Source organism: Ancylobacter sp. VNQ12, from assembly GCF_049445835.1.
Classification (GTDB): Bacteria; Pseudomonadota; Alphaproteobacteria; order Rhizobiales; family Xanthobacteraceae; genus Ancylobacter.
This window is the reverse complement of record NZ_JBMSDU010000036.1, coordinates 1-14,865: the sequence shown is the minus strand read 5'-3', so window position 1 is coordinate 14,865 and position 14,865 is coordinate 1. Positions and strand designations below refer to the sequence as shown.

Below are 14,865 nucleotides of genomic sequence, written 5' to 3'. Positions count from 1 at the left end.
CTGGAGACCAACGATTTCAGTCTGTTAGCAACGCGCCCAGCTCTGGATCTGGCAGGCTGTCTCACGAAAACCGCTTTAAAAAACGGCTCGACGGCGGCCGAGTCTCACGAATTCCGGTCTGCTGACAGTTTTCGGGGCTTTGAGGGCTCGCTTCGCGCATGTCTCTATATAAAGAGAAAAACGAATGATAATGCAACATTATCGGACATTATTATTCGACGACAGGTTGTGCGGTTGATGCTCGATAACCTAGACGAAAGCGCACAACGCGGCTAGGCTTCCGTCATGGATCTTGCGCCGATTCCGCTCTCTCCGACGCCGCTCGCCGTGCCAACTGTCCCCGGCTGGGCGGTCCCGCGCGGCCCGGTGACCGACCCGGTCGAGGCGGCGTTTCTCGCCGGCGGAGCGTTGACGTCCCTCGATAATCTGGTGCGATCGAACCCGCCCTGGGCCGGCGCCTGGCGCGCGCGGCTGGCGCTGAGCTGCGCCGCCGCGGCGGTGCGCCAGTCGGGTCGTGCCGAGGACGAGGCGGCGCTGCGCGATGCCTGGATGCTGCGCCCCGCCGATGGCGATCCCGGCCCCGCCGGCCGGCTGCTGGCTGCCTGGCGGCGCCTCGCCGAGCGCTCCCCAGGTGCCGATGTGACGAGCCTTCAATCGACCTGCGGACTGCTCGGCATCGGCTGGAGCCCGGAACTGGCCGCTCTTCCAGAAGAGATCGATCGCGAGCTCGGGGCCGCTCGTCCGGCGCCACTGGCTGCGGCGGCGATCCTTCGCGCCGTCGACGCCGCGGCGCCGGGCGCCGGGCTGCTCGGCTGGTGGCTGGCCGAGCAGGTGCTGGCGCTGCGGCTGCGCTGGCCGCTGCCGGTGCCGTTGCTGATGGGCGAGGCACAGAGCTCCGCCTTCCGTGGCCCCGGCCGGGGAGGGCGCCTTCGTTCGAATGACGCCGGTTTCGACGCCGCCGTCTGCCTCGCCGTGGCGCAGGGCGCGGCGCGAGCCCTGCGTTGTGCCGCCGAGATCGTGCCGCGCGCCGGCCGACTGCAGGCGGTCGCCCCAAAACTGCGCGCCAAGGGGGCAGGGGAGGCGATCGCCCGGCTGCTCGACGACGACGCGGTGCCGGGCACGCTGGCGACGGCAAAGCTGTCGCGCTGGGGCGCGCGGCGGCTGTTCGAACGGCTCGAGGCGCTGGGAGCGGTGCGCGAGCTCACCGGCCGCTCAGCGTTCCGGCTCTACGGGCTGTGAGGATGGCCCGGCGCACCAAAACCCCGGTGAGCTTCGATGCCGAGCTCAGCGCTCTGCCGCCGGAGCTGCGCTGGCGCGAATGGATGGGGCGAGTCGAGGCGGTGATCTTCGCCTCGCCCGAGCCAGTGACCCGCGAGGTGCTGGCCCGGGTGGTCGGCCGCGACTGCAGCCTCGACCTCTTGATCGACGACATCCGCGCCGAGCTGCGCGGCCGGCCCTACGAGTTAGTGGCGGTCGCCGGCGGCTGGCAGCACCGCACTCGTAAGAGCTTTGCCGAGGCGATCCAGGTGGCCACCGGGCTCGGCACGGACGATCCCAAGCCGCTGTCGCCCTCCGAGGCGCTGGTGCTGCTGTGTGTGGGGTATTTCCAGCCGATCACCCGCAGCGAACTCAGCGCCTTCTTCGGCAAGGAGATCAGCCGCGACACCATCGGCCATCTGCGGCGGCTGGGCTTCATCGCCGCCGGGCCGCGGTCGCCGCAACCCGGCGCGCCCTACACCTATGTGACGACCAAGGAATTCCTCACCCACTTCGGGTTCGACACGCTGCGCGACCTGCCGGACATGGAGGCGCTCGAGGATGCCGGCCTGCTGAGCAAGGACAGGCTGCTAGCAGGGGATATTCCGCTCGGGCTCATGGCCGAGGACGGAGGCGATGAGGATCCGGAAGACGATGTTCTGCCCAATGTGGAGACCTGATCGGTCCTGCCTTTTCGTCCCCGAGCTGGGCACGATGTTTCCGCAGTTGACCCTTAGCCGAAGCTCGCAACGTCCGGTTTCAGGTACTTCGCCTGCTGAATGGGTATGTCGATGACGGAGTCGGTGACAGCTTCCGGCGACCTCCGACCCATTTGTCGCCGTTCAACTGAGAAGTTTTCGTATCCGGGCGCCGAATGTCAGCTTATTGCTTTGGCGAACTATCAATACAACGGTAGCCGAGCGTCAGACTAAGAACTCATGTCGGGCTTTTCCGAACGATGGCGCTACACATCGAGCGAATCCGTTTCGAATGCCACTCACTTAGCTCGCCGCACCCTCTCGGTTTGCGCCCTCTTGTCGACATGAGTTCTCGCATGTCCTCACGCCTTGCCGATGCGGCCGCTCATCCATTTTTGAACCCAGCGCTGACGCTTGATATCCCCCAGCCCATCTAGAACGGATGCGGGCAAAAGCCCTTCTTCGTCGCCGAAGAGACCACGCGCGGGATGTCCCTGGGGGAGCAAATCGAGGATGGCATCGGCGACATCGGGTTCGCGATCATGGAGGAAATAGGCGCCGAGAACAGCGAGCGAGCGATCAGCGTTCGAATGTGCCATGCGCTCGCATAGACCGACGGCAATTTCGAGTGGGGCATGCCGACAGACCAGTACAACCGCCGATGGCGCGAGTGCGGCGCCGAGCCTCACGATCCGCTCCGCCGTGAACGGGTTCAATACCTCGGTTTCGATCGTGTCGGCAAAGACAAGGGCATTGAGCGCGTCGAGCCGAAGCCACCCGCGATCGCGATCGTCGAAAATCGCTCGAATCTTCATCCGCATGGCGGCTGAACCGTGGCCGGCTGCGACCTGCAAACATTCCTGGCCAAGCGCCCGATCGGTGGTGGCCGTCGCGAGCTTGATGAGCTGATCGCTGATCTCGTCGGACAAGGGGGCATATGCCGCCAGAGCCTCCACCGCCTTCCGTGCGATCGGAAAAGAATCGGGCTCATTATAGGATGGATCGGCATCTGACCATGTGTCGCCGGCCAAACGCAGCAGTACCGGGAAATGCTCGGGATGCGGCTTCGCCGAGAGTGCGAGCACTAACGCCTGACGGACGCGACGACCGGGATCGGCCGCCCGTGCGAGGATGCCAGGGGGGAACGGAAGACCAGCCTCCCCAGCAAGAAACTCAAGGGCGACAACGCGCGCATTTGCCCGAGGGTGCTGAAGGGCCATCGTGATCGCTTCATCGTCTCCGATCGCAATCGCGGCGGAGGCCGCCGCCTCGGCGAGATCCTTGTCATGGGCCTCATCCAACCATCGACGGATCGGTTCAGCCGGGGCATCGCCCGCTTTGATGAGGAACGGGACAATCTGCGAGAGGATGCGAGGCGGCGCGGTTTCGGCCGCCTGCTTAAGGAGCTCGATCGCATGACTGCTGAGAGGTGCAGCGCGGGGAGCCCCAAGAAACAGCGCCCAACCGATCTCGCGATAAGAGAGATCCAGCCCTTGGATTAGCCGCGGCATTCCAGCTTTCTGGGGCTTGGAATAACAACGGCGCGCCCCAATCAGGTCGCAGAGGAAGGCAACACGCGAAGCGGCTGTCGGCGAGGCATCAAATGCCTCGGCTAGAAGGGTCTGGTCGACGCCCATGCCGCAGGCCAAGGCAGCCTGATTATCGCCTTGTTCTGGGATACCAGCGCTCAGTGCCTGCTTGAGCTTCTCTCTGAAATTCGGGTGCCAATGATTACGCAGCGCATCCCACGCCTCATCCTCATGTCCCTCCGCCTGAGCTGTGGCGAACATTGCTGTCAGCTCTTCTAAACAGGGCGCGACGGAAACATCTGCGTCGCGGATCGCGCGCGCCCAATAATAGCCGAACTCGGAAGCTCGATTGTGCTCGGCCAATTCCTTCCAATCGCCTGCCGCACGGACAGCTTCGATATACAGCTCAGCAATAATGCTGGACGCATAGCCATCGTCGTCATGGCCCGAGGTGTGATATTCCTCGAATCCATAGTCGCACTCACCGTCGATGATGCCCCGCCACAGTTCGGCATTTTTCGCCTGCTTGGCGTCATCGCCGCCAAGATCGTCGAGTGCCTCTTCGAACACCGACTTAAAGGCGGGCAGATCACGGAGCGCGCCTGTCACGACCGCCTCGACATTCGACCCGTACCCCATACCCACTAGACGACGTGCGGCGTGGCGGTAGGCGCTCTCAAGCCCGGTAGCGATGCGGTCCAGCGCGGCCGGAAATCCGGTACCGTAGGATCCATGCTCGTCGGAAAGTTGATCGCGAACGAAGCGCTCGGCGATCGGAAAGGAGCGCCGATCCTCCGAGATTCGTTCGTACCATGCGTCGGGGAAGTTCGGCGCCGTCCACCGTTCAACAAAAAAGGCCCCGCCACGCTGGACGCTGGTTAGCAACCAGCGGGCAAGTTCCGAGGGATTGGACGCCGCACTGCCTACGTCGCTGGCGAGCTGGAGCACCTTGGGGAAATCCGCGGCAGGATCGACTAGGGCCTCCTCTAGCCAGCCATCGATTGCGCTCTGGGCGGCGGCAGGAACGTCGAAGGTGAACGCGCCGCCTTCGACGCCGACGACAAGCCGGCGTCCTTCGTCGATCAGGCGCGCGGCCGTCTCCATGCCCCACTCGGCGTGCGGTTGCGGAAGCGTGGTGAGCGCAGTCAGCAACGTTGCGAAGGCCGGCTGATAGCGAAACAAGTCTGCTTTCAAATGCTTCTCGAAACCCGCACGCACGCTCGGATGGGCGAAGGCGACCGATGTGGTTGGCTGACGCAGATGGCGCGCGGCGATCATCGTGTCGATCAGCTTGTCGAGACCAATGGCGAGGTCGGGCGCGGCAACCCGCAAGGACCGCATCAGCGCGACGAGCTGCGTCCGGTCGAACGATCCGCGCGCTGCCAGCACGCCCCATATCGCGGCGGATTGGCCGGTCGCGTCGGCGTGGGTCAGATAGCGGTCGACCACTCCCTCGACCGCATCACGATGGGCGAGCCCAATCAGGCGATGCAGCCATTGCCCGTCATTCTCGCCCTCGCCACAACCGGACAGGATGTTGGCGAAGAACAGATCAAGCTCAAGCGGCTTTTCAAGCGCACGGAGAACATCCGGCCTAAAGCTGAGCGCCTTCGCCTGAAGGTCGGGCGGAAGGAGGTCCATGCGCTTGTCGTAGATTTGGGCGAACCGGCCGTTAAGATAACGATCGGCCTCAAGTTCGATCGACCATGGCGCGATACCATCGACGGCTTGCGCGCCGCGTAGCATGTCGCTCCGCGACGTCACGACGAACTGATTTTCGCCGCGGGCGTCGCGCAGCATGCGCGGAAGCTGCTCGGTCCACATCTCGGAGCCGGTCCGCAAGCTATTCTGCCCCCATGGATCTTCGAGATAGAAGAGCTTCGGTCCCGTCTGGACGAGCTGACGGATGCTCGATGGGTCGCTGTTCGGATTGACCACGACGATATCGAGCGCGCCATTGCGCTTGCTCGTCCCGGAATTGCTTCATGATCATGGTCTTGCCCATGCCGCTGTCACCATAGATGGCGATGGACGGCATGCGCGTGCCACGCGGCTGGTCGAGAAGTCCACGCAGGCGATCGAGGGCCTGCTTGGCGCGAGGATAGAGAACCCACCGACGCGACCGGATGGCGCGGATGCGCTGCTCATCGTGCTCGGCAAGAAGCGCCGCCGCGCTCGACGTCAGGTGGCGGAAGGTGAATGTCATGCTGCTTCAATCCATATCCTCGACCAAAGGCACAGGATTGCTGGAATCGACCCCGCGAAGCGAGCCCCAGCCGCTATCATCCACTTTGGAATTCTTGGCCGCTCGCCCCCTTTTGCGCTGCAAAGACGTCTTGCGAACGGCGTTATCAATCAACTCTCGCTGTGCGATCACGGTCCGCAAGATTGCCTCGGTGCCCACTTCTCGCCGCCCCTTTGCAAGAAGAGACTTCCGGGCCGCGTTCACCTCATGCAGCGTGGCGGACGGCAAGGTGATGTCGGCATAACGGGCCTCGACGAAGCTGCCGGATGGACGCTGGACAAAGACGCGGGCCAGATCGCGGGGATCATACTTGACGAGCAGCTTGCTCTTAACGCGGCCGACATCAGCGGATAGGGCAGGCGACCAGTAGCGAAGGCCGAACAGATGGATTCCGGTCGGGCGCAGACTGCGCCGGTCTTCGGGCAAGAAGCTTAGCCAGAAGCGCTGACGATCCTGCGGCATACGCAGAGGCGTCCGATCCTCCAGCTCACGCCAGACGGCGAGGGGAGGCCGACCCAGGCCACCATGAATGGATTGGTGATAGGGGCCGACGATATCGAGCGCAATGTGGCGCTCCAACTCTCGAAGCGTGAGCGCGGCATGCCGTTTGCTGTCATAGTCTCCACGCTCATCCACATTGCTGAAGGTCGTGCCCGGAAGAAGATGCAGGCGGCCCATCTGCGTTCCGATGAGCCGCTCAATATGACCACCGAACCGGGGTTGTCCAGGCGGGCGCCAGATGATGGCGACGCCGGCGTCATCGCAACCCCGCTTGAAAGCCTTACTCCTGAAATCCGCGCCGTTGTCGACATGCAGGGCGTCCGGCAATCCAGCGATAGGCCAGGGCTCGGCGATCTCGCGCTCCCGGAGCCAAGCCGTCTTGTCAAATACGGCGTGCAGTAGACAAAGGCTCGTCGAGAGACGCGAGGGGGCATCCATCGTGAGATGGAAGCCCATGACCATGCGGCTGTGCACATCGATCGCGAGCGTCAGCCACGGGCGACCGATAGGCAGTCGCGTCTCCTCGTCGACAACGAAGATATCCGCCCTTGTGTGGTCGAGCTGGACCACCTCGAGTGGCCGTGTTGTGCGCAGCGCGCCCGGAACCGGAGTCGTTGCCTTTACGGTCGCCTCGTCCCCACGCCGCCTGGCGCGGTCCTGCAGGTCGACATCCTTGATACGCGCCTCGATCGTGCGCCGATGCGGCGCCTTGAGACCCGCCTTCATGCAGCGCGCCTGGATCATACGCACCAGCTCGGAGACGGGTGGGCGATTAGGCGTCAGGAAAATCGCTCGGATGGCGCTCTTGACTAGTTCGTCCCGCCCGGCGTCAAGAACGCGATGGCCGAGTGGTCGGCCACGCTTACGTTCGACAAGAGCGCCGACGCTGCCGCCTTTACGAAAGAGCCCGATCAGCCGATAGGTGGTTGCCTGACTGAGGCCGAGTTCGATCGCCAGTGCAGTGACGTCGGCCGTCGTGCTCTGGTCGCTGCGATGATTGAGAAATGCGCGGATTGCGTCGGCTCGGCGTCGAGCCTCTTCCCACCGGGCATCATCGATCTGTTCGGGAAGCGGATCTTGCATGAGCGGCCTCAGAGCCGAAAGTGAACCGCTTCCCCATTCTCACATAAGATGCCAGAGACCAAGCGCCATTCTCAAGTTAAATGCCGATTCACAAATTACCTGCCAGCGCAACATGTTGAAAATGCTCAACTGCGGTTCCGGGATTTAAATGGAAAGTGACACCCACATCGGGACAGCTTGCGGCGGTGAATGCCCAATACGGCTTCGATGCGCCGCTCTACATGCAGTATCTGCGCTATATCGGCGGCCTAGCGGTGGGCGACTTCGGAACGTCCTACCTGCAGCACAAGCCGGTGCTCGACGTCATCGGGGCGCAGGTCCTCCCGACCATCATCCTCGCCTTGAGCGCCCTGACTACCGCCTGGGTGATCGCCGTCGCGCTGACGCTCGCCACCGCCGGGCGCAACACGCTCGGATCGCGCCTCGCCAGTGCCGCGCAAATCCTTCTCGCGACCTCGCCTCCCTACTGGATCGGCACCATCCTGCTGGTGGTCTTCGCCGTCCAACTGCAGATATTCCCGGTGGAAGGGCGCAACAGCCTGGCCGGCCTCGTGCTGCCGACGCTGGCCCTCGCCTTGCCGCTCGCGGGTTTCATCGGCCAGGCGATCCAGGACGAGTTCGTGCGGGTGCTGGACCAGCCGTTCGTCACCTCGGCCCGGACGCGCGGCATGAGCGACGCCGGGGTGCGCGTGCGCCATGTGCTGCGCCATGCCGTGCTGCCGGGCATCAGCCTGTCCGGCTGGGCGGTGGGCAAGCTGCTGTCGGGAGCGGTGCTCGTGGAAGCCGTGTTCGCCCGCCAGGGCATCGGCGGCATTCTTGTTGAGGCGACCTCCGCCCGCGACGTGCCGGTGGTGTCCGGCATCGTCGTGCTGTCGGCGGCGGCCTATGTCGTCATCAATCTGGCGGTCGACGAGACCTATCGGCTGGTGGACCGGAGGATCGTCCTGTCATGACGCTCGTGACCCTCGATCCGCGCGCCTCGGCGCCTATCGGCGCCCATGTCCGGCGCGTCCTCGCCGGCCTGCGGCGCATTCCCGTCGGGCCGACGATCGCCGCTCTGGTCGTCGTGTTCTACATCGTGGCCGCCATAGCGCCGTCGCTGTTGCAGACACATGGCGCGTTCAAGATCGATCTCGCTGCCATGCTGCAGCCGCCATCCGCAACCCACTGGCTCGGTACCGACCAGACCGGGCGCGACCTCTATTCGCGCATCGTCGCGGGCGCGGGCCAGTCGCTCTCGCTGGGACTGGCGGCTACGGCTCTGAGCCTTGGCGTAGCACTCGCCTTCGGCATTACCGCTGGCCTGGTCGGTGGTGTCGTCGACCTCTCCATAGCGCGCTTCCTCGACGTGCTGTTCTCGTTTCCGACTCTGTTCCTGGCCCTGCTATTCCTCGCCGTCTTCGGCACGTCGATTACCACCCAGATCGTCGCGGTCGGCCTCGGAACAGCGCCGGGTTATGCCCGCATGATCCGCGGCCAGGTGCTCGCGGTGAAGGGCGCCGGCTATGTGGAGGCCGCCCGCGCGCTGGGTCATCGGCCGCTGCGCATCGCCGTCAATCACATCGTTCCCAATGCGCTGCGCCCGCTCGTCGTTATGATGACGCTCGGCGTCGGTCAATCCATCGTCTGGGCCTCGGGCCTCGCCTTTCTCGGGCTGGGCGTGGCCCCACCGTCGCCGGAATGGGGCGCGCTGCTCGACGCCGGGCGCAACTATGCGATCCGCGCTTGGTGGCTCGAGGTCATGCCGGGTCTCGCCATCGTCGGCTTCGCCCTTGCCGTCACGGTTCTCGGCCGCTACCTGCGCGACCGGCTGGAGGGAAAATGAACATCGCTCCGGCTGTTTCGACATTGCGCGCGGCAGAACAGGCCGCGCCGCTCATCGAGGTTCGCGGGCTGCGGGTCGCTTTCGGCCAACGCGGCGAGCAACTCGCGGTGAAGGACGTTTCCTTCGTTCTGCCGCGCGGGCGCTGCCTCGCCATCGTCGGCGAATCCGGTTCCGGCAAGAGCGTGACGGCGCGTAGCCTGATCGGTCTGGCGGGCCGAAACGCGCGCGTTTCCGCGGAGCGGCTGCGCATCGGCGGGCGCGATGTGATCGGCCAGCCGGAACGGGCCTGGCGCGCCCTTCGCGGCAAGTCCATCGGCTACGTCCTCCAGGATGCGCTGGTCTCGCTCGATCCCCTGAAGCGGGTCGGCGACGAGGTGACCGAAGGCCTATGGGTGCACGGCGCCGTCCGACGCGCGGAACGTACCGCGCGTGCGGCCGATCTGCTGCGCCTCGTCGGCGTGCCGGATCCGGAGCTGAAAGCCCGCCAGCTGCCGCACGAATTGTCGGGAGGCCAGCGCCAGCGCGCCCTCATCGCCGCCGCCCTTGCGCTCGACCCGGAGATCCTGATCGCGGACGAGCCCACCACCGCACTCGACGCGACCATCCAGGCCCAGATTCTCGCCCTGCTCGACGATATCTGTGCCCGCGGCAAGACGCTGGTGCTGATCAGCCACGATCTTGCGGTCGTCTCGCGCATGGCCGACGAGGTGATGATCATGCGCCACGGCGAGGTGGTCGAGCATGGTGCGGCCGAGGAGGTGTTCCGCGAGCCGAGGCATGCCTACACCCGCGCGCTGATCGACGCGGTGCCCTCCGCCCATTCACGCGGGGCAAGGCTCGCGCCGGCGGACGCGAAGAGGTTCCATCCGCAATCATCGGCCCTGGCCGTTGCGCGCCTTGACGACGAACGGAAAACGGCGCCGGGGCCGCTGCTCGTGGCGGAAGGTTTGGTGAAGAGCTTCAGCCGTCCGGACGGGTCCGTCTCCACCGTGGTGCGCGACGTGTCCTTCACCATCGGGCGAGGCGAAGCGCTCGGCATTGTCGGGGAATCCGGCTCCGGCAAGTCCACCGTGGCCCGTCTGGTCTTGGCGCTCGAAACGCCCGATGCGGGCGGGGTGAGCCTCGATGGCAAGGCCTGGTCGTCGCTCACCGAAGCGGAGCGGCGACCGCGCCGCCGCGACATTTCCGTGGTCTATCAGGATCCGTTCAGTCATTTCGATCCGCGCTGGACCGTCGAGCGCATCATTGCGGACGCGCTCCCGCCGACGGATGACCGGCGCACCCGGACCGCGCGGGTCGGCGAACTGCTCGATCTCGTGGGACTGCCGGAGAGATTCCGCGACCGGCTGCCGCTCGAACTCTCGGGCGGACAGCGCCAGCGTGCCGCCATTGCGCGGGCCATCGCTCCCGGTGCCAAGCTCATCGTCTGCGACGAGCCGGTCTCGGCGCTGGATGTGTCGATCCAAGCCCAGGTGCTGGATCTGCTGGCGGACCTGCGGGACCAGCTCGGTGTCGGGTACTTGTTCATCTCGCACGACCTCGGCGTCGTCCACCATCTGTGCGACCGGGTGCTGGTACTCAAGGCCGGGCAGGTGGTCGAGCTCGGCACCTCGGACAACGTCTTCCTTCACCCCCGCCATCCTTACACCCGCGAGCTCGTGGCTGCCGTGCCGCGCCTTGGCGCGCGCCCCTAACGCTCACCTCAATCGTCCGGAGCAGATCATGCGCGAACTCATCTTCAACGCCTTCGTCATGAATACGACGTCCCACATCCAGCATGGCCTGTGGCGGCATCCGAACGCCCGCCAGCACGACTTCAACGACGTGCGGCTGTGGATCGACCTCGCCCGGACCCTCGAAGCCGGGCTTTTCGACGCTATCTTCTTCGCCGACGTTGTGGGGCTCTATGGCCCGCTCAACGGCGATTACGCGGTGAATGCCCGCGAGGGCCTGCAGATTCCCAACAACGATCCCTCGGTGCTGCTGTCGGCCATCGCCGTCAACACCGAGCATCTCGGGCTCGCTCTGACCAGTTCCGTGCTGCAGGCCCATCCGTTCGAGTTCGCCCGCCGGGCCTCGACCCTCGACCACATCAGCGATGGCCGCCTCGCCTGGAACATCGTCACCTCTACCCAGGAGAATGCGGCGCGCAATTTCGGCTTCGACCGGCTGGTGGAGCATGACGAGCGCTACGAATGGGCGGAGGAATATACCGAGGTCGTCTACAAGCTGTGGGAAGGCTCGTGGGACGACGACGCCCTCCAGCGCGACAAGGCGCGTGGCGTGTTCTCCGACCCCACGCGAATCCACAAGATCAACCATCAAGGCAAGCGCTACCGGGTGGAGGGGCCGCATCTTCCCTCGCCGACGCCGCAGAGGACGCCGTTCCTGTTCCAGGCCGGCTCCTCGCCGGCCGGCCGGCGCTTCGCCGCCCGCCATGCGGAGGGCCAGTTCATCGCGACGCCGAACCCGCGCGTCGCGGCCGAGCTCATCTCGGAGACCCGCGCGCTGGCGCGCAGCTTCGGCCGCGACCCCTCCGACATCAAGTTCCTGCAAGGCTTTACCTTCGTCATCGGCAGCACCGAGGAGGAGGCCAGGCGCAAGGAGGCCGAGCTCGACCGTTACATTAGCATCGACGGCTTTCTGGCCCACTCCAATCTGGGCGTCTCGCAAGACACCGGCGAGCCCTATCCGCCCGAAACCCCGCTCGCCGATATCCGCACCAATGGCGGGCGCAGCCATATCGAATGGCTGCGCAAAGCCAATCCCGATCGCGAGCCGACCGTCGGCGATCTCGCGCGGCTCGTGGCGCGCCGCCACCAGCGGCTGGTCGGCACCCCGCAGAGCATTGCCGACCAACTCGCCGAATGGCAGAAGGCGGGCATTGACGGGGTCAACGTGATCAACTGGTATCTTCCGGGATCCTACGAGGAATTCAACGAGCAGCTGCTGCCCGAGCTTCAGCGGCGCGGCCTTGCCAAGCGCGAGTACCGACCGGGAACGCTGCGCGAGAAGATATTCGGTCGGAGCCGGCTGCCGGCCTCGCATCCGGCGGCGCAGTACCGCGGAGCTTTCTCGCGACGCCCGGAGAGGTCGGCGGCCGGATTGGATCTAGTCGCCGGGACGTAGGGCGGTGGTCCGGACCGCTCGCCACCCCGAACCGGCGGATGGCCTCGCGGACGGAGCCGTGCTCAATGAGTTGGTCATCCCCGCGGTTCGTGGCAGCGGCGCCTTCACGTCCGTCCGTGGATTCCAGGGCATCCCGCAGCGGATATCCGCTTCACGACAACCTTTGTGCGCTCCTACGCGCAGGAGTGGGAGAAGTTCGATCGGCTCCGGCAAATGGTCGAGGCCGGCAAGATCACGCTTCGCGTCGCGGAGGTCTATCCGCCGGAACGGGTCGCCGACGCCCATCGTCGGCTGGAGGCTGGGGGTACGAGAGGACGGCTGGTCATCCAATTCTAATCGGGAAAGACCGATTGGCGGTATGGGGATAGAGATGGGTCGAGTCACGCCATCAGGATAAACGTCCACTTCGCACGGACCGATGCCAGAAAGCCGCCTGACGGCTTTGTCCCGATCTCCGCCATAAACGAGCGCGCTAGGATGGAAGGCCAGCGTAGCGGATCGCATTGTGGAGTGGTGGTGAGGGCTCGCAACACCCGATTCCTGCAAGATGCAGAAGCCTCCGCAGGCGGTGCCTTGTGGGTTTGCAGGAAGCGGTGGCTAGCGCGGCTTGTAACTGCCAATTCCTGTGGTTGGTTGGGGCCTATTCCGAGATTGGCGGTGTAGCTCTGCTCAAGGCTGAAAGGTGCATACGCTTCTTAGCAAGGAGCCGCCGCCTCCGGATCGAAGGGGAGCGGAAAATACCGCGGGCTGCGTACAGAGTCCGGTTGAGGTTCGATTAGCAGAAGCCGTCATAGCCGCTATGATCTGAGGACCTCCCGGAAATTCGGACAGTGACGGAAGCTACGCTTTGACGTCAGCTGATCTCCAATGACGAGGAGATCAGGACATGCGCAAACGCAGGAACCATGATGCGGGCTTCAAGGCTCGCGTGGCGCTGGAAGCCGTTAAGGGCGAGCGCACGGTGTCGGAACTGGCGGCCGACTATGGCGTGCATCCGACGATGATCCATCAGTGGAAGAAGGCCCTGCTGGAGGGAGCGGCCGACATCTTCGAGCGCGGCGCCAGGAAGACCGCCGAGGTCGACGAGGACGTGGTCCGATCGCTGCATGCCAGCGACAAACTGCGTTTGCGCAGAGATCGGGGAACTGGCCGTCGCCAACGATTTTTTGTCGCGAAAGCTCAAACCCTGGACCGGAAAGTGAGGCGCGGGATGATCGAACGCCATCAACCTTCGCTGTCGATCGGTGCGCAGTGCCGCCTGCTGTCGATCTCGCGGTCGTCGTTCTATTACGAGCCGCAGGGTGAGACCGCGATGAACCTCGCCCTCATGCGGCTGATCGACAGGCAGTTCCTGGACACCCTGTTCTACGGCGTCCGGCAGATGACCTGACACCTGCAGAACGAGGGTCATCCGGTGAACGTGAAGCGTATCCGGCGACTGATGCGGCTCATGCGCCTGATGCCGATCTTCCAGAAGCCCGATACCAGCAAGCCCGCGAAGGGGCACAAGACCTACCCCTATCTGCTGGGTGGGCTGCGGATGGAGCGGCCCAACCAGGTTTGGTGCGCCGACATCACCTACCTGCCGATGCGCCGCGGCTTCCTGTATCTGGTGGCCATCATGGACTGGTTCACGCGCAAGGTCCTGGCCTGGCGTCTCTCGAACACGCTCGAGGCTGACTTCTGCGTCGAGGCGCTGAACGAGGCCAGCCACCGCTTCGGCGCTCCAGAGATCATGAATACGGATCAGGGCAGCCAGTTCACCTCCTTCGCCTGAACCGACCGGCTGAAACGGATTGGCGCCCGAATCTCGATGGACGGCAAGGGGCGCTGCCTGGACAACATCTTCATCGAGCGCCTCTGGCGGTCCCTATAACCACCAGCGGCCCCACGCCGCCATCGCGGACAGCCCCCCGCCGTGGTCTACTTCAACACCATCGAAACCGATCAGCTGGCCCAGGGAGTAGCTTAAACCCACCGGATAGCTGTCCAAGGATCCGCGAGCAGCTCAATCCGATACCGGAGGCACGTTTCAGGGACCCCCGTCATGCTCACGCGCAATGTCGTCCTGGCCGAGCACCACGAAGAGGTTATTGACGGCTGGTGCAGTCTGGCCGCTACCAGAACGCCAGCGAGGTTCTGCGTGACGGCCATGCCTGATCGAGCGGCGGGAAGAGCGGGAGGCCGCGAAGCTGAAGGCGCCGCGCGAAGCCGTCAGCGTCGGCTTCGCCGATCTGGACGAAGGTCGGGTTCTCACCTTCGCCTCCTTCGAGGAGCTTAAGGATCACCTGTCCCGCGAGGCCGAAGACGAACTAACATCCCGGCAACATTGAGCGGCATGCATCAGTCGTCGTGGAGGGTTCTGGTTCTGCGTAGCCGCCGGGGCCGCTGCAGGCATCGGTGCAGCGATGAGCGTGTCAGATGGGCGCGGGAAGAGCTGCGAGAACGGTGACAGTAAGGGTTAGAGCAAGGTAAGCGTCGTCCTCAGGCCACGCTACTGAGGGTGGGCTTGGCGGGATAGGCCCATGGCATGAGCTCATCGATGCGGCTGTTGGGGTGGCCCTCGACGATGCGGGTGATGATGTCCGTGAGGTAGGC

General features: G+C 64.8%; 14 protein-coding genes and 1 pseudogene. 11 read left to right on the top strand and 4 right to left on the bottom strand.

Annotation, left to right across the window (positions count from 1 at the left end):
• From ACO2RV_RS24240 to scpB, 3 genes are all read left to right on the top strand, one after another.
• Positions 1–276 (top strand): hypothetical protein (locus tag ACO2RV_RS24240; protein WP_423296769.1); only part of this gene is annotated, 276 nt, incomplete at its 5' end.
• Between the two features lie 9 nt (positions 277–285).
• On the top strand, positions 286–1,239 hold the full coding sequence (locus tag ACO2RV_RS24235; RefSeq protein WP_423296768.1) for a DUF1403 family protein: 954 nt from the start codon (positions 286–288) through the stop codon (positions 1,237–1,239).
• Positions 1,240–1,241: 2 nt separating this feature from the next.
• Positions 1,242–1,937, top strand: coding sequence for an SMC-Scp complex subunit ScpB (scpB, locus tag ACO2RV_RS24230; protein WP_423296767.1), 696 nt, complete (start codon positions 1,242–1,244; stop codon positions 1,935–1,937).
• Between the two features lie 380 nt (positions 1,938–2,317).
• Here the strand turns inward: scpB and ACO2RV_RS24225 are convergent, their stop codons facing one another.
• From ACO2RV_RS24225 to ACO2RV_RS24215, 3 genes are read right to left on the bottom strand one after another with little or no spacing between them, the layout of a single operon-like run.
• The gene (locus ACO2RV_RS24225) at positions 2,318–5,284 is read right to left on the bottom strand and encodes a hypothetical protein (protein WP_423296766.1); all 2,967 of its coding nucleotides are present in this window, start codon (positions 5,282–5,284) and stop codon (positions 2,318–2,320) included.
• 43 nt (positions 5,285–5,327) lie between these two features.
• Positions 5,328–5,690, bottom strand: a complete 363-nt coding sequence (locus tag ACO2RV_RS24220; RefSeq protein ID WP_423296765.1) for a TniB family NTP-binding protein — start codon at positions 5,688–5,690, stop codon at positions 5,328–5,330.
• Between the two features lie 6 nt (positions 5,691–5,696).
• Positions 5,697–7,313, bottom strand: a complete 1,617-nt coding sequence (locus ACO2RV_RS24215; RefSeq protein ID WP_423296764.1) for a Mu transposase C-terminal domain-containing protein — start codon at positions 7,311–7,313, stop codon at positions 5,697–5,699.
• A gap of 155 nt (positions 7,314–7,468) precedes the next feature.
• On the opposite strand from ACO2RV_RS24215, the gene ACO2RV_RS24210 reads away from it, so the two are divergent.
• The 8 genes and pseudogenes from ACO2RV_RS24210 to ACO2RV_RS24175 all read left to right on the top strand — a co-directional run bounded on the left by ACO2RV_RS24210 (position 7,469) and on the right by ACO2RV_RS24175 (position 14,600).
• Entirely contained in the window at positions 7,469–8,266 is a 798-nt protein-coding gene (locus ACO2RV_RS24210; protein WP_423296763.1) for an ABC transporter permease, read from the top strand.
• Positions 8,263–9,138, top strand: coding sequence for an ABC transporter permease (locus tag ACO2RV_RS24205; protein ID WP_423296762.1), 876 nt, complete (start codon positions 8,263–8,265; stop codon positions 9,136–9,138). Before ACO2RV_RS24210 ends, ACO2RV_RS24205 begins: the two co-directional genes overlap by 4 nt.
• Positions 9,135–10,832 carry a dipeptide ABC transporter ATP-binding protein gene (locus tag ACO2RV_RS24200; protein ID WP_423296761.1) on the top strand — a complete coding sequence of 566 codons (1,698 nt, stop codon included), beginning with the start codon at positions 9,135–9,137 and terminating at the stop codon, positions 10,830–10,832. Before ACO2RV_RS24205 ends, ACO2RV_RS24200 begins: the two co-directional genes overlap by 4 nt.
• Before the next feature lie 28 nt (positions 10,833–10,860).
• Positions 10,861–12,267, top strand: a complete 1,407-nt coding sequence (locus tag ACO2RV_RS24195; protein ID WP_423296760.1) for an LLM class flavin-dependent oxidoreductase — start codon at positions 10,861–10,863, stop codon at positions 12,265–12,267.
• Positions 12,268–12,387: 120 nt separating this feature from the next.
• A complete protein-coding gene (locus tag ACO2RV_RS24190) occupies positions 12,388–12,603 on the top strand; it encodes a zinc-binding dehydrogenase (RefSeq protein WP_423296771.1) in 216 nt (71 codons plus the stop codon).
• A 550-nt stretch (positions 12,604–13,153) separates the two neighbouring features.
• Entirely contained in the window at positions 13,154–13,657 is a 504-nt protein-coding gene (locus ACO2RV_RS24185; RefSeq protein ID WP_423296759.1) for a transposase, read from the top strand.
• A 24-nt stretch (positions 13,658–13,681) separates the two neighbouring features.
• Positions 13,682–14,044: a DDE-type integrase/transposase/recombinase gene (locus tag ACO2RV_RS24180; protein WP_423296758.1), complete on the top strand. Its 363-nt coding sequence runs from the start codon at positions 13,682–13,684 to the stop codon at positions 14,042–14,044.
• Between the two features lie 270 nt (positions 14,045–14,314).
• Positions 14,315–14,600 (top strand): annotated as a pseudogene (locus tag ACO2RV_RS24175) (type II toxin-antitoxin system ParD family antitoxin).
• Positions 14,601–14,751: 151 nt separating this feature from the next.
• Here the strand turns inward: ACO2RV_RS24175 and ACO2RV_RS24170 are convergent.
• Positions 14,752–14,865: transposase domain-containing protein (locus tag ACO2RV_RS24170; protein WP_423296770.1), on the bottom strand; the 114-nt coding region annotated here is incomplete at its 5' end.